The sequence below is a fragment of the Novosphingobium piscinae genome (assembly GCF_014230355.1).
GTDB classification, from domain to species: domain Bacteria; phylum Pseudomonadota; class Alphaproteobacteria; order Sphingomonadales; family Sphingomonadaceae; genus Novosphingobium; species Novosphingobium piscinae.
Genome location: NZ_JACLAX010000012.1, coordinates 1 through 19051 on the forward strand (window position 1 = coordinate 1; position 19051 = coordinate 19051).

The 19051-nt window shown below is 69.8% G+C and carries 19 protein-coding genes and 1 tRNA gene; 11 read left to right on the top strand and 9 right to left on the bottom strand.

What is annotated here, in order from left to right:
* Positions 1-357: 357 nt before the first annotated feature.
* Entirely contained in the window at positions 358-1293 is a 936-nt protein-coding gene (locus tag H7F53_RS12160) for a ribose-phosphate pyrophosphokinase (protein ID WP_185679769.1), read from the bottom strand.
* Between the two features lie 115 nt (positions 1294-1408).
* Complete coding sequence (gene glpX / locus H7F53_RS12165; RefSeq protein ID WP_185679770.1) at positions 1409-2389, bottom strand: class II fructose-bisphosphatase; 981 nt, start codon at positions 2387-2389, stop codon at positions 1409-1411.
* A gap of 434 nt (positions 2390-2823) precedes the next feature.
* Here glpX and H7F53_RS12170 point away from each other — a divergent pair, with 434 nt between their 5' ends.
* A complete protein-coding gene (locus H7F53_RS12170) occupies positions 2824-3156 on the top strand; it encodes a hypothetical protein (RefSeq protein ID WP_185679771.1) in 333 nt (110 codons plus the stop codon).
* A gap of 4 nt (positions 3157-3160) precedes the next feature.
* On the opposite strand, the gene H7F53_RS12175 is transcribed toward H7F53_RS12170, so the two are convergent.
* Both H7F53_RS12175 and H7F53_RS12180 read right to left on the bottom strand, forming a co-directional pair.
* Positions 3161-4468, bottom strand: coding sequence for a homoserine dehydrogenase (locus tag H7F53_RS12175; RefSeq protein WP_185679772.1), 1308 nt, complete (start codon positions 4466-4468; stop codon positions 3161-3163).
* Between the two features lie 67 nt (positions 4469-4535).
* A complete protein-coding gene (locus tag H7F53_RS12180; RefSeq protein ID WP_246438871.1) occupies positions 4536-5471 on the bottom strand; it encodes a hypothetical protein in 936 nt (311 codons plus the stop codon).
* A gap of 415 nt (positions 5472-5886) precedes the next feature.
* On the opposite strand from H7F53_RS12180, the gene H7F53_RS12185 reads away from it, so the two are divergent.
* From H7F53_RS12185 to H7F53_RS12200, 4 genes are all read left to right on the top strand, one after another.
* Positions 5887-6540 (top strand): energy transducer TonB, encoded by a 654-nt coding sequence (locus tag H7F53_RS12185; protein WP_185679773.1) that lies wholly within the window; start codon positions 5887-5889, stop codon positions 6538-6540.
* Positions 6541-6621: 81 nt separating this feature from the next.
* Positions 6622-7389 carry a MotA/TolQ/ExbB proton channel family protein gene (locus H7F53_RS12190; RefSeq protein ID WP_185679774.1) on the top strand — a complete coding sequence of 256 codons (768 nt, stop codon included), beginning with the start codon at positions 6622-6624 and terminating at the stop codon, positions 7387-7389.
* 107 nt (positions 7390-7496) lie between these two features.
* Positions 7497-8030 (top strand): ExbD/TolR family protein, encoded by a 534-nt coding sequence (locus H7F53_RS12195; protein ID WP_185679775.1) that lies wholly within the window; start codon positions 7497-7499, stop codon positions 8028-8030.
* Between the two features lie 56 nt (positions 8031-8086).
* Positions 8087-8542, top strand: coding sequence for an ExbD/TolR family protein (locus tag H7F53_RS12200; protein ID WP_185679776.1), 456 nt, complete (start codon positions 8087-8089; stop codon positions 8540-8542).
* A 70-nt stretch (positions 8543-8612) separates the two neighbouring features.
* On the opposite strand, the gene H7F53_RS12205 is transcribed toward H7F53_RS12200, so the two are convergent.
* From H7F53_RS12205 to H7F53_RS12220, 4 genes are all read right to left on the bottom strand, one after another.
* Positions 8613-11045, bottom strand: a complete 2433-nt coding sequence (locus tag H7F53_RS12205) for a ligase-associated DNA damage response DEXH box helicase (protein WP_185679777.1) — start codon at positions 11043-11045, stop codon at positions 8613-8615.
* Between the two features lie 75 nt (positions 11046-11120).
* A complete protein-coding gene (gene pgmG / locus H7F53_RS12210; protein ID WP_185679778.1) occupies positions 11121-12518 on the bottom strand; it encodes a phosphoglucomutase/phosphomannomutase PgmG in 1398 nt (465 codons plus the stop codon).
* 2 nt (positions 12519-12520) lie between these two features.
* On the bottom strand, positions 12521-12835 hold the full coding sequence (locus H7F53_RS12215; RefSeq protein ID WP_185679779.1) for a J domain-containing protein: 315 nt from the start codon (positions 12833-12835) through the stop codon (positions 12521-12523).
* Positions 12836-12842: 7 nt separating this feature from the next.
* A complete protein-coding gene (locus tag H7F53_RS12220) occupies positions 12843-13670 on the bottom strand; it encodes a division plane positioning ATPase MipZ (protein ID WP_185679780.1) in 828 nt (275 codons plus the stop codon).
* A 114-nt stretch (positions 13671-13784) separates the two neighbouring features.
* Here H7F53_RS12220 and panC point away from each other — a divergent pair, with 114 nt between their 5' ends.
* Together panC and H7F53_RS12230 are read left to right on the top strand one after the other, a co-directional pair.
* Positions 13785-14633 (top strand): pantoate--beta-alanine ligase, encoded by an 849-nt coding sequence (gene panC, locus H7F53_RS12225; protein ID WP_185679781.1) that lies wholly within the window; start codon positions 13785-13787, stop codon positions 14631-14633.
* A gap of 114 nt (positions 14634-14747) precedes the next feature.
* Positions 14748-15515, top strand: coding sequence for a CsgG/HfaB family protein (locus H7F53_RS12230; protein WP_185679782.1), 768 nt, complete (start codon positions 14748-14750; stop codon positions 15513-15515).
* Positions 15516-15606: 91 nt separating this feature from the next.
* Here the strand turns inward: H7F53_RS12230 and H7F53_RS12235 are convergent, their stop codons facing one another.
* Positions 15607-17190, bottom strand: a complete 1584-nt coding sequence (locus H7F53_RS12235) for a peptide MFS transporter (RefSeq protein WP_185679783.1) — start codon at positions 17188-17190, stop codon at positions 15607-15609.
* A 228-nt stretch (positions 17191-17418) separates the two neighbouring features.
* Between H7F53_RS12235 and H7F53_RS12240 the strand changes: the two genes are divergently transcribed.
* The 4 genes from H7F53_RS12240 to H7F53_RS12255 all read left to right on the top strand — a co-directional run bounded on the left by H7F53_RS12240 (position 17419) and on the right by H7F53_RS12255 (position 19041).
* On the top strand, positions 17419-17772 hold the full coding sequence (locus H7F53_RS12240; RefSeq protein WP_185679784.1) for a GntR family transcriptional regulator: 354 nt from the start codon (positions 17419-17421) through the stop codon (positions 17770-17772).
* A gap of 241 nt (positions 17773-18013) precedes the next feature.
* The gene (locus H7F53_RS12245; RefSeq protein ID WP_185679785.1) at positions 18014-18295 is read left to right on the top strand and encodes an integration host factor subunit beta; all 282 of its coding nucleotides are present in this window, start codon (positions 18014-18016) and stop codon (positions 18293-18295) included.
* Between the two features lie 83 nt (positions 18296-18378).
* Positions 18379-18463, top strand: a tRNA-Leu gene (locus H7F53_RS12250).
* A 266-nt stretch (positions 18464-18729) separates the two neighbouring features.
* Positions 18730-19041, top strand: a complete 312-nt coding sequence (locus H7F53_RS12255) for a hypothetical protein (protein ID WP_246438872.1) — start codon at positions 18730-18732, stop codon at positions 19039-19041.
* Positions 19042-19051: the final 10 nt, after the last annotated feature.

The following is a 19051-nucleotide window of genomic DNA, read 5'->3' on the forward strand; positions in this document are numbered from 1 at the left end:
CGGACGGCGTGCGCGAGCTGCAGAACCGCCGCGTCGAGATCTCCTACGGTCCCGGCTCGGGCATGTAAGGTTCGCTTCGGCGAACAAGCCAACACCCAAAGGGGCCGGAGCAATCCGGCCCCTTTTTCTTTGCCCGGGCGCAGCAGGCGGGGCCTGGGTTCGGCAGTTGCGGCGTCGGACGGGAACGCGGGGGATCACGGAGCGCGCGCGCCAGCTCATGGCGGCGCCTGGCCGTGACGCCCGGAGTCCGGCCAGTCTGGGTCCGGGCACGCGCGCGCCCACAGGGGCGCGAGACGCCCGGCAATCCGGCCTTACTGCAAGGGAACGCCGCCGGACGGAGCCGCAGCGTGCCGCGGTTCAGTCGAACAGCGAGCTGACCGAGCTTTCGTCGGCGATGCGGCGGATGGCCTCGCCGATCAGCGGCGCGATCGTCAGGATCCGCACGCGGTCCGAGGCCACGGTGGCCTCGGTCGGGAGGATGGTGTCGGTGATGACCAGCTCCTTGAGCGCCGAGCCGTTGACCCGGGCCACGGCAGCGCCCGACAGCACGCCGTGGGTGATATAGGCGGTCACGCTGGCCGCCCCGGCATCCATCAGCGCCTGGGCGGCGTTGCACAGGGTGCCGCCGGAATCGATGATGTCGTCGATCAGGATGCAGGCGCGGCCCTTCACATCACCGATGATATTCATGACCTCGGACTGACCGGGCCGGTCACGGCGCTTGTCGACGATCGCCAGCGGGGCGTTGTCGAGCCGCTTGGCCAGCGCGCGCGCGCGCACCACGCCGCCCACGTCGGGCGACACGACCATCAGCTGCTGGTGGCCGTAGCGGGCCTGGATGTCAGCGGCCATGACCGGCGCCGCGTAGAGGTTGTCGGTCGGGATGTCGAAGAAGCCTTGGATCTGCCCGGCGTGGAGATCGACCGCGAGCACGCGGTCAGCCCCCGCCTTCGTGATCAGGTTGGCGACCAGCTTGGCGGAGATCGGTGTACGCGGGCCGGGCTTGCGGTCCTGCCGGGCATAGCCGAAATAGGGGACAACCGCGGTGATCCGCTTGGCCGACGCGCGCCGCAGCGCGTCGATGCAGATCAGCAGTTCCATCAGGTTGTCGTTGGCCGGGTAACTGGTCGACTGGACGACGAAGACGTCCTCGCCGCGCACGTTCTGGTGGATCTCGACGAAGACCTCCTCGTCGGCGAAGCGCCGTACGCTGGCATCGGTCAGCGGGATCTCGAGGTAGCCTGCGATGGCCCGTGCCAGGGGCAGGTTGCTGTTGCCGGCCAAGATCTTCATCGTGCTTCCCTCATCCTGTCCCGCCAGGACCCCCCACCGGGCCGCCGAGCCTCTAGCCGAGCGTCACCGAATTGCAACATCGCGCTGCCCGGCAGCGGGGAAAAGCGCCCCCCGCTCAGCCCTGCTTGCGCCGCTCGCCGCGGACCCAGCGCACCGTGCCCGAACTGGCCCGCATCACGACGCTCTCGGTGGTCATGACGCCGTTCTTGTGGCGCTTGACGCCCTTGAGCAGCGAGCCGTCGGTCACCCCGGTGGCGGCGAAGATGCAATCGCCCATCGCCAGCTCGTCGCGGGTGTAGATCTTGTTGAGGTCGGTGATCCCCCACTTCAACGCCCGGCTGCGCTCCTCGTCGTTGCGGAACAGCAAGCGGCCATTGAACTGCCCGCCCACGCAGCGCAGCGCCGCCGCGGCGAGCACGCCCTCCGGGGCGCCGCCCGTGCCCATGTAAAGGTCGATCGTCGTGTCCTCGTTGGTCACCGCGATGACCCCGGCGACATCGCCGTCACCGATCAGCACGACCCCGCAGCCTAGCGCGCGCAGTTCGGCGATCAGTTCGGCATGGCGCGGGCGGTCCAGCACGCAGACGATGATCTCGCTCGGCTCGACCCCCTTCGCTGCCGCCACGGCGCGGACGTTCTCGCTCGGCGACTTCGCGAGGCTGATGATGCCCTCAGGATAGCCCGGGCCGACCGCCAGCTTCTCCATGTAGACGTCGGGCGCGTTGAGCAGGTTGCCCTCCTCGGCGCAGGCCAGCACGGCCAGCGCGTTCGGCCCGGCCTTGGCGGTGATCGTGGTGCCTTCCAGCGGATCGAGCGCGATGTCGATGCGCGGGCCGGTGCCCTGGGCGCCGCCCACCTTTTCGCCGATGAACAGCATCGGTGCCTCGTCGCGCTCACCCTCGCCGATCACCACGGTGCCGTCGATCGCCAGCTCGTCGAAGGCGGCGCGCATCGCCTCGACGGCGGCGGCATCGGCAGCCTTCTCGTCCCCGCGCCCGACCAGCGAAGAGGCGGCGATCGCGGCGGCCTCGGTCACACGGACCATTTCGAGCACGAGTACGCGATCGAGGACGCTGCTGGCGGGAGTGCTGGTCATCGGAATCCCCTGTTCAAGTGAGGCGACCGGCGGCGGTCGCCTGGCCCGGCGCATAGACAGGCGGCATGACGCTGTCGAGGGGCGCTGTCGAGGGGGCGGCCAGGGGGAGCGGCCGGGGCGCGCGGTCGGCGGTGGTTGTGGCCGTGCCGATTGCAGGCGTCTGGCCTCTCGCCTTGGCGCGGCCCCGGCCCTACAAGGTTTCGGTGATGCGGGAGCGGAAGGGACGGGGGCCTCGAGCCCGGGCCAGCGGGACAGCGGCTGCGGACCGCCGGTGCGGCGAATCGGCGTCCGGTCGCTCGTGGGCCAGTCTGACGCAGCGCTGCCTGACGCTGCTCTGCCTGACCCTGCTCGGCGCGGCGCCCGGCCGCGCCCAACCGGCGCCGCCGGCAGCCGAATCACCCCCGCCCGACGATGCCGCGATCGCCGCCGGCCTGATGATCTCTCCGACTGCGGCCGCCCGGCAGCGCCGCGCGGCCTGCGTCCAGGCGCGCAGCCAGGGCGAGATCGTCGTCTGCGGGGCTGATCGCGGCGAGGCATGGCGCGTGCCCTCCATCACCGACAGCGAGCCGGATTCGCGCGAGGGCCGTGACACCGGCGTGCCGACGGCACCGAATGTCAGCAGCCTGCCCGACTGCAAGATCGTCAAGTGCCACGGCTTCGGCCGGGTGCCACCGCCGGTCTATGTGGTCGATTTCAGCAAGCTGCCGCCGGCCCCGGCGGGATCCGACGCCGATCGCATCGCCAAGGGCGAGATTCCCGCCCCCTGACCGCTCAGCTGCCCAGCAGCTGCATCACCAGCGGGGGCTGCGCCAGGCTGGGCGAACCGTCGAGCAGCCGCAGCGCCTCGGTTACGGCGCTTTCGGGGCCCTCGTGGGTGACCATGGCCACCAGCACCTCGCCGTCGGCTCCGGCGCGGCCCTTCTGGATCAGGCTTTCGATCGACACCCCGGCATCGCGCATGGCTGCCGTGATCTCGGCCAGCACGCCCGGCCGGTCGGCGACGATGAAGCGGATATAGGCACGCCCGCGACGGTGGCCCGAGGGGGCCGGGGGCAGCGCCTCGAGCTCGGCCACCGGGACCGAGAAGGGCGCGCCGATCTCGCCCCGGGCGATGTCGATCAGGTCGGCCACCACGGCGCTTGCGGTCGGGCCGTCGCCGGCGCCGGCGCCCTGGAACAGCAGCCGGCCGGAGAAGTTGCCCTCGGCGACCACGGCATTGGTCGCGCCGTCGACATGGGCGAGCGGATGGTCGAACGGGACGAGGTGCGGTTGAACCCGCTGGAACAGGCGGCAGGTCCCTTCGGCCCAGTCAGGCTCGGCCACGCCGATCAGGCGGATCACGTAGCCAAGCGAATCGGCCTGGGCGATATCGGCAGCGAGCAGCCGGGCGATCCCGGTGGTATCGACCGCGGCGAAATCGATCCGCGCGCCGAAGGCGATCGCGGCCAGGATCGCCAGCTTGTGCGCCGCGTCGGTGCCCTCGATGTCGAAGGTCGGGTCGGCTTCGGCATAGCCGCGCGCCTGGGCCTCGGCGAGCACGTCGGCGAAATCGCGGCCGGTGTCCTCCATGGTCGAGAGGATGAAATTGCAGGTGCCGTTGAGGATGCCATAGACCCGCTCGAAGGCATTGGCCGCAGCGCCTTCGCGCAGGCCCTTGATCACCGGGATGCCGCCCGCGACCGCCGCCTCGAACTTCAGCGCGACCTTGGCCGCCTCGGCCTTGGCGGCCAGTTCGAGACCATGGTGGGCGATCATCGCCTTGTTCGCGGTGACGAAGGCCTTGCCGGCCTCGATCGTGGTGCGGGCACAGGCCAGCGCCGGGCCGTCCGACCCGCCGACCAGCTCGACCACCACATCCACATCGGGGCGCTCGCCGAGGACGATCATGTCGTCTTCCCAGGCATAGGGGGTCAGGTCGAGGCCGCGCTTCTTGCTGCGGTCGCGCGCGCTGATCGCGGTGATCGTGATCGGCCGCCCGGCCCGCCGCGCGATCAGTGCGGCGTTGGTCTCGATCAGGCGGATGACGCCGGCACCGACAGTTCCCAGTCCAGCGAGCGCGATGCGTAGTGGTTCGGCCATGTTCACCTCTTTCACCGCGCGCCCCTAGGCCAGCCCGGCGCGAAAGGCCAGTGCCCCGGCGTGCCGCTCAGCCGCGGCTGCGCGGGCAGGGGCCCAGCGCGGCGAGGACCAGGCGGTAGTCGGCCTCGGCCTGGGTTCGATCAGCCGCACTGGCCGACACGTGAGCCTGGGCGGGCAACCGCGGCGGCAGGAAGCAGGCCAGCCGGTACCACTCCAGCGTCTCGGGCGCGGGCGGCTCGCCCCGGGCATCGAGCACTTCGGAGAACGACACGCTCCAGCGCGGCGAGGCGCCGGGACGGCGGACCACGCTGATCGACGCGGGCTCGCCATCGGCGGTGGCGAGGAACAGCTGGGTCTCGCCCTCCCCGGCGAGGGTCCCGGACACGTGAATCGCCTCGCGCACGCCGCCAATCCGCGGCGGGGCGTCAGGGGCGAGCAGCGCGGCCAGCACGCCCTTGAGCCGCGTCTCGAGCTCGGCCGACCAGGCCACCTCGCCATCGGGCGCCACCAGCTGGAGCTCGCCAGGGCGGGCCGGGTTGGTCCGGGCGAACAGGACCACGTCGCCCTTGGCGCGCTTGGGCAGCTTGCCCTTCGCGTCGAGCGGCACGTCGATCAGGTAGCGCAGGGAATCGCCGGCCTGGTCGGGCCCGGCGATCAGGGCCACGGTGCGCGCCTCGATGTAGAGCCGGGCATGGCCCGGGCGCAGGCCCGGTGCGCGCTCGGCTTCGACCCGGGTGGCCCCGCGCGGCTTGGCGCGCAGCACCACCGGGGTCCCGTCGGCCAGATCGGCCAGATCGGCGTAGGTGAGTCCGGGGGGCGGTGCCGGCTGTGCCGCCGATGCAGGTCCCGCCGCTATCGCTACCGATTCGCGATTGCCTGGCACGGCGGCAGGCTGGGCCGCGGCGCGGTCCGCTGCCCCGGCCAGCAGCAGCACGCCAAGGAGCGCCGCGGCCCCGCCAGATGCGCCGAAAAGCCCGCCGGGGGCCTGCCCACGGACCCGCATCGGGCCGGGGAAAAGCGCGGCAAAGGCTTGCAAAAGCGTGAGAATCAGGCGCAATGTAGTCCCACTGCGTGGCATCAGTCTACCTCCTGGTCGGCGCCGGACGAAACACGTCATTGTGCGTAGTGCAAGGCGGGCCAATGATTTTGATCCTTGCAGGTGTGAATTGACGGTTAACCCGCGGCAAGCGCGGATTCAGCCGTTGCGTGGGTGGTAACTCGACGTTAAAGCTCGCGCACAAGCGGCACGCTCGTTCAGGGCGGCCAAACAGACTGAACTGCTCGAAGGCACCCGCCTTCAGCAGTGCCCGGGATACCGGCAGGGTGGAACATTCGACTGTCCGATTCCGACGACGACCTCGTCATCGGACTCGGCTGCCCTGGCTGTCCGGGGCATTGTTATGGAGTGATGCGTCTGAATGGCTTACGCTGACCAACAGATGAGTGGTAACAAGATTACCGCGCTGATCATCGTTGCACTGATTCACGTCGCCGTCGGTTACGCCTTGGTCACTGGCCTTGCCTATTCGGCAGCGCAGCAGATCATCAAGAAGGTGACCACGGTCGACATCAAGGAGCCGGAGAAACCGAAGGAGCCGCCGCCGCCGCCGCCGAAGAACGACACGCCGCCTCCGCCGGTGGTCGCCCCTCCGGTGAAGGTCGACATCGCTCCGGTCGCGCCGCAGATCGAGACCGTCCAGGTCGCGCCTCCGGCCCCGCCGCCGCCGGTGTACATCCCGCCGGCACCGGCCGCGCCGCCGCCGCCGCGCTTCACCCCGAAGGGCGCGGCCCCGCGTGGCAATCCGGCGAACTGGGCGACCAGCAACGATTATCCGTCGCGCGCCCTGCGCGAGGAGCGTGAAGGCACCACCGGCTTCCGGGTTACGGTGACCGCCGACGGCCGCGTGTCGGACTGCGAGATCACCAGCTCGTCGGGCAGCCCCGACCTGGACGCGGCGACCTGCGACAACGTCAAGCGCCGGGCGCGCTTCACGCCGGCCACCGATGGTGAGGGCCAGCCGACTGCGGGCTCCTATGCCAACCGCATCCGCTGGGTCATTCCGAAGGACTGACGCATCTTCCGGGCGCCGTCCGCGGTGCCCAGCCGGTCAGCCGGCAACTTCGAATCCACCTTCTCTTGAGAGGACTATCGCATGCTTATCAATCTTCTGGCCGCTGGCGCGAATGCGGCCCCGCAGAACAAGTTCGGCTTCGCCGAAGCGCTGGAGCAGGGCGGTTTCATCGCCTACGCCACGGTGATCATCCTCGGCGTGATGTCGTTCGGTTCGTTCTTCATCCTGTTCACCAAGTGGTTCGAGCAGAGCAAGATCATCCGCCAGGGCCGTGAGCTGCGTCAGAACTTCTGGCGCGCGCCCACGCTGAAGGAAGGCGCCGCCAAGCTCGAGAAGAACAGCGCCTGGCGCCAGCTGGTCGACGACGGCCTGGCCGCCGAGGAGCAGCACGGCAAGATGCTTGACGCCACCGACGCCCACGAGTGGCTGGTTGGCTCGCTCGCCCGTTCGGAGCAGTCGATCAACGCCCGTCTCGCTTCGGGCCTGCCGTTCCTCGCCACCGTCGGCGCGACCTCGCCGTTCATCGGTCTGTTCGGTACCGTGGTCGGCATCTACCGCGCGCTGATCGCCATCGGCCTCGCCGGTTCGGCCTCGATCGACAAGGTCGCCGGCCCGGTCGGTGAAGCGCTGATCATGACCGCGCTCGGTCTGCTCGTCGCGGTTCCGGCCGTGCTCGCCTACAACTACCTGCAGGCTCGCAACAAGAGCATTGCCGAGCAGCTCCAGGGCTTCTCGATCGACGTTCTCGCCAACATCAACTCGAAGGGCGCCGTCAAGCCGGCCGTGCCGGCCGCTCCGGCCGCCAAGCCCGCTCCGGCCAAGCCGGCCGCCGCTCCGGCCAAGCCGTAAGCTGGTGGATCGGGCGGGGGCCGCTGGTTCCCCGCCCAGCCGGAAGGGGGCGGCTGCGGCATGCCGGCCGGCCCCTCCCCGGCCTGACGACAGGATAGGATGATACTATGGCGATTTCGACGGGCGGCGGCGGGGCGGAAACCCCCATGTCCGACATCAACACGACCCCGCTGGTGGACGTGATGCTGGTGCTGCTGATCATCTTCCTCATCGCGGTTCCGGTCGCGATTCAGACGATCGAAAAGCTGCGCCTCCCGATCATGGTCTCGCAGGAATCGAAGGACAAGGTCGAGAACCTGTTGCTGACCGTCAGCACGACCGACGATGCCGGTCGCAGCGCCGGTGAGCCGGGCTATGAGGGCGCCTCGCGCAACGGCGAGTGCCGGATCTACTTCAACAACATCACCCCGGTGGATTCGACCGAACTGCGGGACATGGCCTACAAGCGGCTCGACACCATCGTGAAGCGCGAGGGTGGCCCGGAGGCGCTGCGCGCCAATCCGGAGAAGATCCCGCAGGTCCACATCCGCGGCGACGTGAACGCCCCGTGGCGGTGCATTGCCGGCGCGATCTTCAACGTCCAGATCTCGGGTTACCCGACGGTGGGCTTCATCTCCAACCCGGTCGATCCGAAGGGTTGAGGCCGCGGCCTTCATTCCGGGGCCGATGGCCCCAGGCAATTCAGGAGTAACTTCCCATGGCAATGTCAGGCGGCAAGGATGATGGCTCGCCGATGATGGACATGAACACGACGCCGCTCATCGACGTCATGCTCGTGCTCCTCATCATGTTCATCATCACCATTCCGGTCGCCACCCACGCGGTCAACATCGACCTGCCTTCGCCCAACCCGCCGCCGACGAACATCATCGTCCAGCCGATCAAGAACAAGGTCGTGCTGACGTATGACAACAAGGTGCTGTGGAACGGGCAGCCGATCAACAACGGCCAGCTGGTGGCGCTGCTGCAGCAGACGCTGGCGATGAAGCCGGAGCCCGAGCTCCAGTTCCAGCCCGAAGCGGGCGCCAGCTATGAACTGGCCGCTTCCGCGCTGAACATCATCAAGGCGTCGGGTGTGACCAAGTTCGGCTTTGTCGGCAACGAGCAGTACTCGGAGTTCGGCAAGTCGGCCAACGCGCCGGCGGCCAAGTAAGCCGCGGGATCTGACCCGGAACGATCGAGGGGCGGAGCGATCCGCCCCTTTTTCGTGGGCGGCGTCTGCCTCATTCCGGACGCATGGCCTGCGCCGCCAGGCTCTCGGCCTCGACCAGCAGATCGTCGTCGGCCGCCCCGCTCGGCAGGCTTTCGCGCCCGATCATGACCAGCACCGGCACGGCCAGCGGCGAGACGCGGTCAAGCCGGACATGGACCAGCTCGTCCGCCGCCCGGTCGAGCAGCCCGGCCAGGCGGCCCACATCGGTCAACCGGGTGCGGGCATCGGCCCAGGCCGCCTCGATCAGCATGTGGTCGGGCTCGTGCCGGCGCAGCACGTCGTAGATCAGGTCGGTCGAGAAGGTCACCTGCCGCCCGCTCTTGCGTTTCCCCGGCTGCTGCCGCTCGACCAGTCCGCCGATCACTGCCACTTCGCGGAAGGCGCGGCGCAGCAGGTGCGATTCCTGAACCCAGTCGAGAAACTCGTGGGTCAGGATGTCGGGCGAAAGCAGCGGCGCCGGATCCTCGATCGGCTTGAGCCCCCAGACCCCCAGGGCATAGTCGTTGGCGACGAAGCCCAGCGGCGACAGGCCGCGCTCGGCCATCCGCCGGGTGATCAGCATGCCCAGCGACTGGTTCGCGTTCCACCCCTCGAAGGTATAGATCACGCTGTAGTGGCGCTGGCCGTGGGGGAAGCTCTCGACCAGCAGCTCGCCCGGCCCGGGCAGGCGTGAGCGCCAGTCCTGCACCTCGAGCCATTCGCGCACGTCGTCCGGAAACCGGCCCCAGCCGGCGCGGTCGACCAGCAGGCCGCGCACGCGCTCGGCCAGGTGGGTCGAGATCGGCAGCCGCGCGCCCATGTAGCTGGGGATCGTCCCCGCGCGCTTGGCCGCCCGCACGGTCAGCTCAAGGTCGCGCAGCGTTTCGACCTCGAGATCCATCCCGGCAAAGCGGAAGGTGTCGCCGGGCGCCAGCGTCGCCCCGAACGATTCCTCGACCCGGCCGAGCGAGCGACCATTGCGGAAGCGCACCTCGAGCATCTCGGCATCGACGATGATCCCCGCGTTGAGCCGGTGCCGCGCGGCATGTTCGGGATGAGTCAGCCGCCAGGTGCCGGCGCGGTCGCGCACGATCCGGCGGAAGCGGTCATAGGCCCGCAGGGCATAGCCGCCGGTCGCGACGAACTGCAGCACCCGCTCCCAGCCCGCGGCATCCAGCCAGGCATAGGCGGCACTGGCCTGCACCTCGGCGAGCAGCGCGGCTTCGTCGAACGGCCCCTGGCAGGCGCAGGCCATCACGTGCTGGGCCAGCACGTCGAGCGCGCCGGGGCGGAAGGCCTCGCCATCGCGCTGGCCTGCGGCCACCGCCTCGAGCGCGGCGGTCGCCTCGAGGAACTCGAAGCGGTTGCCCGGCACCAGCAGCGCCTCGCTCGGCGCGTCGAGCCGATGGTTGGCGCGGCCGATGCGCTGCAGCAGGCGCGACGAGCCCTTCGGCGCGCCCATCTGCACCACCAGATCGATGTCGCCCCAGTCCACCCCCAGATCGAGGCTGGCGGTGCAGACCAGCGCGCGCAGCTCGCCGCGGGCCATCGCCGCCTCGACCTTGCGGCGCGCCTCCTTGGACAGCGAGCCGTGGTGGATCCCGATCGGCAGCTTGTCGTCGTTGGCGTCCCACAGCAGCTGGAAGATGTATTCGGCCAGGAAGCGCGTGTTGGTGAAGACCAGCGTGGTCCGGTGCGCGCGGATCTGCTGGTAGAGCTGCGGCACGGCCCAGGTGGCGGCGTGGCCGCCCCATGGCACCCGCTCCTCTTGCGGCAGCAGGATCTCGAGCCGGGGCGGTGCGCCAGGCTCGCCCTCGACCAGGGTGACTGCCCCGGCCTCCCCGCCCGGCGCAAGCCAGCGGCGGAAATCGTCCGGTTCGGCCACCGTCGCCGAGAGCGCCACGCGCTGCAGCCCCGGCGCCCAGCTCTGCAGGCGTGCCAGTGCCAGCGAGAGCAGATCGCCCCGCTTGCCCGCGGCGAAGGCATGGACCTCGTCGATCACCACCCGCTGCAACGTGGCGAACAGCGCCGGGGCCTCGGGATAGCTGAGCAGCAGCGAGAGCGATTCGGGCGTGGTCAGGAGGACGTGCGGCGGGCGCGCCCGCTGCCGTGCCTTGCGGTCGCTCGGGGTGTCGCCGCTGCGCGTCTCGACCCGCAGCGGCAGGTCGAGCGCCTCGACCGGGGCGAGCAGGTTGCGCTGCACGTCGTGGGCCAGCGCCTTGAGCGGCGAAACATAGAGCGTGTGCAGCCCCTCAGGCAGCGCGCCGCCGCGCAGGACCGACGGCGCAAAGGCGGCGAGGGTGGGGAGGAAGCCGGCGAGCGTCTTGCCGGCGCCGGTCTCGGCCACCAGCAGCGCGTGCTGGCCGGCCTCGGCCGCCGCGAGCATGGCCAGCTGGTGCCGCCGCACGCGCCAGCCACGCCCGGCGAACCAAGCGGCAAGTTCGGGAGGAAGCGCGGCGGCCATGGGCCGGGTATCGGGCCCAAACCGCCCCGGCGCAACCGGCCGTGGGGGCGGGCCAGGGGTGCGGTTGCGGCCCGGTCAGTCCGCTGCGGGGCGCACGACCCCCGCGCCGGCCAGCGCCGCGTCGAGCGCGGCCAGGACCCGTGCCAGCCCCGCCGCATCGCGCGCCTCGGCCCGCGCCGTCAGCATGTCCTGCGTGTTCGAGGCGCGCAGCAGCCACCAGCCGTCGGCGGTCTCGACCCGCACCCCGTCCAGCGCGACCACCTTCGCCCCGGCCGCGGCGAGCTGCTCGTGCACCGCCGCGATCACCGCCTGCTTGCGCGCCGGATCGACCGCGAAGCGCAGTTCGGGGGTGGTCGCCAACGTGGGCATGGCGCCGCGCAGCGCGGTGACCGAGCGCCCGAGCCGGACCGTCGCCCCGATCAGCCGCACCGCGGCATAAAGCGCATCATCGAAGCCGAAGTAGCGGTCGGCGAAGAACAGGTGCCCGGTCATCTCGCCGCCCAGCGGCGCGCCGGTTTGCTTCATTCTGGACTTGATCAGGCTGTGCCCGGTCCGCCACATCTCGGCCCTGCCGCCCAGGGCCGCCACATGGTCGAACAGCGCGGCCGAAGCCTTCACGTCGGCGATCACCGCGGCCCCCGGCTGCGCACGCAGCAGGTCCTCGGCAAAGATCATCAGCAGCTGGTCGCCCCAGATCACCCGCCCGGTCGCATCGATCGCGCCAAGCCGGTCGCCGTCGCCGTCGAAAGCCACTCCGAAGTCGAGCTGCTTGGCCGCGACAAGCGCCTGCAGGTCGCGCAGGTTGGCCGGGTCCGTGGGATCGGGGTGGTGATGCGGGAAAGTGCCATCGACCGGGGTGAACAGCAGGTGGTGGGTGCCGGGCAGGCGGGCGACCAGCGCCTCGACTGCGGGCCCGGCGGCGCCATTGCCGGTGTCCCAGCCAAGGCGCAGCCCGTCGAGCGCAGCGGGCGCGATCCCGTCGAGCTCGGCGGCCAGCCGCCCGACATAGCCGTTCAGCACCTCGCGTGTCTCGATCCGGCCGATCCCGTCGCACCAGTCGCCGGCCGCGGCGATGGCGCCGAGCCGCTGGAGCGCCTCGCCGAAGACCGGATGTCCTTCCAGCACCAGCTTGAAGCCGTTGTGATTGGCGGGATTGTGGCTGCCGGTTACCTGGATGCCGCCCTGCACATCCTCCATTGAGGCCTCGGCAAAGTAGAGCATCGGCGTGGGCCCCAGCCCGATCCGCACCACGTCCACCCCGCTGGCGGTCAGCCCCTCGACCAGAGCGTGCTCGAGTACCGGCGAGCTGAGCCGACCGTCATAGCCGACTGCCACCCGGCTGCCGCCGGCGCGGCGCACCAGCGTGGCGAAGCTGCGGCCGATCGCGCGGGCATCGTCGGGCCCCAGCGTCTCCCCGAAAACCCCGCGGATATCATATTCGCGCAGGATCGCCGGCGGCAGGGGGTGCGGCATGGCTAGTCCAGCGAGTCGCGCAGCTGGCCCAGCAGCAGGTCGCGCGCGGCATTGGCTTCGTGCACCTGATCACTGGTCCCGCCGCGATCGGGATGGACCTGGGCGACCAGCCGCTTGTGCGCCTCGATGATCTCGCCGCGCCCGGCGCGGGACGAGACCCCCAGCAGCTGGCGCGCAGCGGTGGCCCGGACCGTCTCGTCGTCTGCACGGTTCTTGCCCCAGCCCGGTTCCCATCCCGCCAGCTGCCACGGCCAGCGGCCGGTCAGCGCCTTGCACAGCGCGCAGGCCAGCACGAGCCAGAGCAGCAGGCGGGCCATGCGGCCCTCAGACCTCGGCGGGGGTGCGCTGCACCGCGCCCTCGGCCCGCACGGGCTGCGGCAGGTTGAGCCCGGCGACGAGCTGGCGCAGTTCCTGCCGCGCGACGAGGTGGCTGGTGCCGAGCTCGCCGAGGTGGCCCTTGTCGAGCAGAGTCAGCCCCGAGGGGAACAGCTCGCGGTAGATCACGCGCTCGGACAGGCCCTGGGCGACGCGGAAGCCGACGCGCTTGGACAATTCGGCCAGCGCATTGTCGAGCCGGCGCATGTTGCGCGCCTCGACGTGCTGGGTGCGGTTGCGCACCACCACCCAGTCCATCTCGCGGCGCTGCTCGCGGATCGTGGCCATCGCGCGCTTCTTGCGCGTTTCCCAGATCAGCTCGGCATAGAACGAGAGGCGGCGGACCTTGAAGGTCTCGGCATCGACCTGGCCGATCAGGTCGAAGTCGACGAACGAATCGTTGAGCGGGGTGACCAGCGTGTCGGCCTCGGTGGCGGCATGGCGCGCCAGCGGGTCGTCGCGGCCGGGCGTGTCGAAGATCAGGTAGTCGACTCCGGAGCTGAGCTCGGCAACCAGCGCGTCAAGCTCCTCGGCAGTGGTGCCGTTGAACACCGCGAACTGCACGGTTGGCAGCGCGATCTCGCGCCGCTTCATCGTCTCGGCGCGGTTTTCCAGATAGCGGTGGAAGGTGCGCTGGCGCGGATCGAGGTCGATCGCGGCGACCCGGTGGCCCTGGTAGGCGAGGGCGATCGCGATATGGACCGCCGTGGTCGACTTGCCGGTGCCGCCCTTTTCGTTGGCGAAGACGATGCGGTGCGGGGGGAGGGGGGCAGACACGGGAATGGCTTGGCCTTTGCAGCGGGGTTTGAACGATGCCGCGGCCGGCGCTAGGGCGGGCTCGGCCGATCGGCGGCTCCAGTCCCGCCGGGTGTATCGCAAGGGGCTTGTGCCATGCAAACCGTCAATCGCATTGATCCACTGCGAGATGCTGTCGGCGCCTTGCGCCGTGAGGGACCGCTCGCCCTGGTGCCGACCATGGGCGCCCTGCATGAGGGCCATCTGACCCTGGTGCGCGAGGCCCGGCGCCGGGCTGCGCATGTCGCCGTGTCGATCTTCGTCAATCCCCGCCAGTTCGGCGCGGGCGAGGATCTCGCCGCCTATCCGCGCCGGCTGGCCGAGGACAGCGCCCTGCTCGCGGCCGAGGGCGTGGCGCTGCTCTGGGCGCCGACCGCCGAGGTGATGTATCCCGCCGGCTATGCCACCAATATCGCCGTCACCGGGGTCAGCGACGGGCTGTGCGGCGCGGCCCGGCCAGGACACTTCGACGGGGTGGCCACGGTCGTGTGCAAGCTGTTCAACCAGGTCCGCCCCGATCTGGCCTTGTTCGGCGAGAAGGACTGGCAGCAGCTGGCGGTGATCCGGCGCATGGCGCGCGATCTCGATCTGGTGCGGCCCCATGTTGATCGCATCATCGGCGTGCCGACCGTGCGCGAGGCCGACGGGCTCGCGATGAGCTCGCGCAATGCCTATCTCACTCCGGCCGAACGCGCCGCCGCCGCCGCCCTGCCGCGCGCGATGCAGGCGGCGATCGCGCGGATCGCGGCAGGCACGCCGGTCGATGCCGCCCTGGCCGAGCTGGTCGCCGCGCTGCACGCCGGCGGGTTCGCCGCGGTCGACTATGCCGCGCTGTGCGATGCCGGAACCCTGGCGCCGCTGGCCGAACGCGGAACCGGCCCGGCGCGGCTGCTGGTGGCCGCGCGGATCGGCCGGGCCCGTCTGATCGACAACATGGCGGCCTGATCACGGCGGCTTGCACAAGACCATTTGTCTGTCACGATTTGCGGAGTACTGTCGCGGCGGGAAGAATTCGGGCCGGGGGAATGACGGCGGTCCGATCAACTGAAGGGGCAGATCATGAAACACTTCGCAACCACTGTGGCGGCGCTGGCGCTGCTGGCGACGCCCGGTCTGGCGGCGGCCGCCGACAAGGGCTCGTCGGGGCGCCAGGCCCAGGCCAAGGGCACCCAGGAGATCCCCAAGTGCACCAAGCGGCTGGGCACGATCGCGATCGTCGAGCCCGACAACCAGTGGTGGCGCGAACTCAACCTCGGCAGCCCCGAGGCGATCCTCAAGGTCTTCGTCCAGCAGTCTGGCTGTTTCGGCCTGGTCAACCGCGGCCGCGCCATGCAGAGCCGCGCGATGGAGCGCGCCATGGCCGACGCGGGCGAGCTGCAGGCCGGCTCGAACCTTGGCAAGGGCCAGGTCAAGGCGGCCGACTACTATCTCGAGCCCGACATCGTCTCGAGCAACAAGAACTCGGGCGGCAACCGCATCGGCGGCCTGCTCGGCGGGCTCGGCGGGGGCCTGTTCGGCGCAGTGGCCGGGGGCATCAACATCAAGAAGAGCGAGGCCAACGTCACGCTCTCGATCGTCAATGCCCGCACCACCGAGGAGGAGGCGCTGACCGAGGGCTATGCCCGCAAGTCGGACCTGAGCTTCGGGGCCGGGGGTGGCGGCCTGTTCGGCGGCGGGGTCTTCGCCGCGGCCGGGGGCGGTGGCTATCAGGACACGGCGATCGGCCAGGTCATCGTGCTGGCCTACCTCGACGCCTATACCAAGCTGGTCACCCAGCTCGGCGGCCTGCCCGAGAACGCGGCCCAGGCCGCACCCAAGGCCAAGTAGCCCCAGGCCAGGACAATCAGCCATGCACAAGGCCCCCGGTGCGCACCGGGGGCCTTTCTGGTGCCGGACGCCGGCTCGAAGCCGGGCGCGCTCAGGCGGCCGCGGCGCGATCCTCCAGCGTGTCGAGGTGCATCCAGCGCCGCACGATCCGCGACAACAGCAGCACGACCACGGCCACCCCGATCGTGATCCAGCCGATCTGGCTGTAGATCGCCAGGGTCAGTTCCTTGCTCATTTCGCCGCCCTCGCCACCGGTCGCCTCGCCGATCTTGCCAGCCACGAAGTTGCCCACCGCGGTCATGTAGAACCAGGCCCCCATGATGAAGCTGCCGAGATGCAGCGGCGCCAGCCGGGTCATCGCCGAGAGTCCGACCGGAGACAGGCACAGTTCGCCGGTGGTCTGCAGCAGATAGATCAGGAAGACGAAGATCACCGGGGTCAGTGCGGCCGCGCCCACGCTGTTGGCGCCCCAGACGAAGACCAGGAACGACAGACCGACCTGCACCAGGGCAAGGCCGAACTTGGCCGGGGCCGAGGGTTCCAGTCCCCTGCGTCCGAGCCAGGTCCACAGCCCCGCGAAGACCGGGCCGAGCAGCACGATGTAGATCGGGTTGATCGACTGGAACAGGCTGGTCGGCACCCCCGCGCGATCGACGAAGCGGTCGGTATAGAGGCTGAGGCTGCCGCCGGCCTGCTCGAACAGGCCCCAGAACACCGGATTCAGCGCGACGAGGAACAGGATCGCGAAGATGCGCTCGCGCGGCTCCTTGGGCAGCTTGAAGGCTTCGAACAGGGTATAGCCGAGCATCCCCAGCCCCGAGACGATGAGCAGCGACTGGATCACGTCCTGATACTGCACCAGCCCCCAGATCACCGCGACCGCGGCTATGCCGATGGCATAGAGCGTCCATTCGGTGCGCGCCGCGAGCGGCACCGGGGGCTCGCCCTTGCCGGCCAGGGCCGGGCGGCCGACGATAAAGATCAGCAGTCCCAGCACCATGCCGATCCCGGCCAGACCGAAGCCCCAGGCCCAGCCGATCGTCTCGCCGAGATAGCCGACCAGGATCGTCCCCAGCGCCGCGCCGACGTTCACCCCCATGTAGAAGATGGTGTAGGCCGCGTCGCGGCGGGTGTCGGTCATGCGGTAAAGCTGGCCGACGATCACCGAGATGTTGGCCTTGAGGAAGCCGGAGCCGACGCAGATCAGCGCCAGTGCCAGCCAGAAGACGTTGATCGCCGGGTCAGCCTGCTTGATCGCCGGGTCGGTCACCCCGTGCAGGCCCTCGACCGCCATGAACAGGTGGCCCAGCGCCAGCAGCAGCCCGCCGTAGATCACCGCCTTGCGCTGCCCGAGGTAGCGATCGGCGATCGCGCCGCCGAGCACCGGGGTAATGTAGACCAGGCTGGTATAGGCGCCGTAGATCAGGTTGGCCTTGCCATCGCCGAACAGCCAGAACTTCGTCAGGTAGAGCACCAGCAGCGCGCGCATGCCGTAGTAGGAGAAGCGCTCCCACATCTCGGCATAGAACAGGACGAACAGGCCGCGGGGATGGCCCACCACCTCCTCGCTCTTGCGCGCGGCGATCAGCCCGCCGACGATCAGGAACGCGAACAGGGCCAGCGCGGCGATCGCGCCGATCCAGTCTCCTTCGTTCCAGCTCGCAACATCCTTCATGCACAACCTCTCTGATGGCTTGTCCGTGCTGCCGCCCGCGCCGGACGCCGGGTCCGGGGGCAGCCTGCTCGGGGACAGGCGGCGGACCCTATCGTGGAAACACGGGCAGGAAAGCGAAAACTTGTTTCACCTGATCCTTTTTGCCCGATCGTTTTGCCCGGCTGCCGTACCCCCGCCACTCTCAGCCAAGGCCTTGCGTGCCCCGCTGTATTATGTCACTGCGGCACCATGAGCCCCAGTGTCCGTCCGATCTATCTCAAGCTGCGCGATCAGATCGCGATGGGCATCATCGACGGCACCTATCCCGAGGGGAGCCTGCTGCCGTCCGTTCGGGCCTTCGCCGCGGCCCAGGGCGCCAACCCGTTGACCGTGGCCAAGGCCTACCAGCAGTTCCAGCTCGACGGTCTCGTCGAGGTGCTGCGCGGGGTCGGCATGGTGGTCGTGGCCGGTGCCGCGGCGCGGCTGCGCGCGCTCGAGCGGACCGCTTTCCTCGAGCAGGAATGGCCAGCGATCCAGGCGCGGATCGATCTGCTCGGGATCCGGCCGACCGAGCTCTGGACCGACCAGTCCCTGACGTCCTGACGCCGCTGCCGCCCGGCCTGTACGCCGATTCGGCCGCGGTCGAGGCGCAAGCGCTTGCAATCGATCTCACATGCGCGTTGCGCCAGAACCGCAATTCTGGCACATTATCGGGCAGAGCGGAGAGTCTTGCCAAGCCTTAGGATCGGGGTCGGGCGTGGACACCAGGGAGACGGGGGTCACCCTGCCGCGCCGGAACTTTGGGGTTCGGATCGTTGCGTCCGGACCGACGGGAGACTTGGGAATGATCCGTTCGGAGCTGCTCGCCGCGTTGGCGAAGGAAAATCCGGAATTGCGGGCGGATGAGGTCGAACGCGTGGTCGAGGTGTTCTTCGACGAGATCACGCAGCGCCTGGCCGAGGGCGGCCGGGTCGAACTGCGCGGTTTCGGAGCCTTTTCCACCCGCGCCCGCGATGCGCGCAAGGGCCGCAACCCGCGCACCGGCGAGACCGTCGAGGTTCCGGGCAAGCGGGTGCCCTATTTCAAGCCCGGCAAGGAAATCCGCCAGCGTCTCAACGGCGACTGAGCCGACCCTCCGGCGCCGCCGCGCATCTGGTGCATTGCCCGCGGCGCGCCGATCTGCCATCGCCCGGCGAGGCCGGCCCGAGGGCGGACGTGGCGGAATGGTAGACGCAGGGGACTTAAAATCCCTTGATCCTTGATCGTGCGGGTTCGAGTCCCGCCGTCCGTACCAGCCGGCCCCCTGCCAGGCTCGCGCCGCACGTCCCGCCGCAGTCCTGCCCCGAAGTCCGCCTTGCATCCTCAGGCCGCTACCGGCCGTTGGCATCGATTGTTGCTTGATTTGGGTCCGATTCGGTGTTCTTCTTCCCGCAAAGGGGCAGTGGGAGAACATCGATGCCGGTGAGCAAGGCGGGGCCAGAGCGTTCAGCAATGGATCGGCCCGCGGCACAGCCGCTCCGAACCCAGGCTGGGGCACGGCAGCTCGACTGGCGGCGGCGGATGAGCGATTCGGTCGCCTATGCTCTTCTCGTCTACACCGGACTGCAGATTTTCGTGACGATCACCGCCCTGCGCGGCGGCACGGCGTCGCTGCTTCCCTACTTTGCCCTGATCGTCCTGATCGCCGCCATCGTGCCGGCCTGCCGCCGCTTCGAACGGCGCTGGAACCGGCTGAGCGACGAGGCGGCCTGCGATCCCGATCTGGCCCCGGTGTTCCGCCGCGACATCATCGGGCTGTGGCTGCTGGCGATCGGCCTGCCCTTCGCCCTGGCCGGGCTGTTCACCCTGCTTGGCTATGTGATCGGCGGGTGAGGCCGTCCCG

Bases quoted from the DNA above. Each gene is read 5' to 3' on its own strand.
- H7F53_RS12185 (WP_185679773.1), top strand. From the start codon at position 5,887: ATGGCTTACGCTGACCAACAGATGAGTGGTAACAAGATTACCGCGCTG.
- H7F53_RS12230 (WP_185679782.1), top strand. From the start codon at position 14,748: ATGAAACACTTCGCAACCACTGTGGCGGCGCTGGCGCTGCTGGCGACG.
- H7F53_RS12235 (WP_185679783.1), bottom strand. From the start codon at position 17,190: ATGAAGGATGTTGCGAGCTGGAACGAAGGAGACTGGATCGGCGCGATC.
- H7F53_RS12240 (WP_185679784.1), top strand. From the start codon at position 17,419: ATGAGCCCCAGTGTCCGTCCGATCTATCTCAAGCTGCGCGATCAGATC.
- panC (WP_185679781.1), top strand. From the start codon at position 13,785: ATGCAAACCGTCAATCGCATTGATCCACTGCGAGATGCTGTCGGCGCC.
- H7F53_RS12175 (WP_185679772.1), bottom strand. From the start codon at position 4,468: ATGGCCGAACCACTACGCATCGCGCTCGCTGGACTGGGAACTGTCGGT.
- H7F53_RS12160 (WP_185679769.1), bottom strand. From the start codon at position 1,293: ATGAAGATCTTGGCCGGCAACAGCAACCTGCCCCTGGCACGGGCCATC.
- pgmG (WP_185679778.1), bottom strand. From the start codon at position 12,518: ATGCCGCACCCCCTGCCGCCGGCGATCCTGCGCGAATATGATATCCGC.
- glpX (WP_185679770.1), bottom strand. From the start codon at position 2,389: ATGACCAGCACTCCCGCCAGCAGCGTCCTCGATCGCGTACTCGTGCTC.
- H7F53_RS12170 (WP_185679771.1), top strand. From the start codon at position 2,824: ATGATCTCTCCGACTGCGGCCGCCCGGCAGCGCCGCGCGGCCTGCGTC.
- H7F53_RS12205 (WP_185679777.1), bottom strand. From the start codon at position 11,045: ATGGCCGCCGCGCTTCCTCCCGAACTTGCCGCTTGGTTCGCCGGGCGT.
- H7F53_RS12200 (WP_185679776.1), top strand. From the start codon at position 8,087: ATGGCAATGTCAGGCGGCAAGGATGATGGCTCGCCGATGATGGACATG.
- H7F53_RS12195 (WP_185679775.1), top strand. From the start codon at position 7,497: ATGGCGATTTCGACGGGCGGCGGCGGGGCGGAAACCCCCATGTCCGAC.
- H7F53_RS12180 (WP_246438871.1), bottom strand. From the start codon at position 5,471: ATGCGGGTCCGTGGGCAGGCCCCCGGCGGGCTTTTCGGCGCATCTGGC.
- H7F53_RS12255 (WP_246438872.1), top strand. From the start codon at position 18,730: ATGAGCGATTCGGTCGCCTATGCTCTTCTCGTCTACACCGGACTGCAG.
- H7F53_RS12245 (WP_185679785.1), top strand. From the start codon at position 18,014: ATGATCCGTTCGGAGCTGCTCGCCGCGTTGGCGAAGGAAAATCCGGAA.
- H7F53_RS12190 (WP_185679774.1), top strand. From the start codon at position 6,622: ATGCTTATCAATCTTCTGGCCGCTGGCGCGAATGCGGCCCCGCAGAAC.
- H7F53_RS12215 (WP_185679779.1), bottom strand. From the start codon at position 12,835: ATGGCCCGCCTGCTGCTCTGGCTCGTGCTGGCCTGCGCGCTGTGCAAG.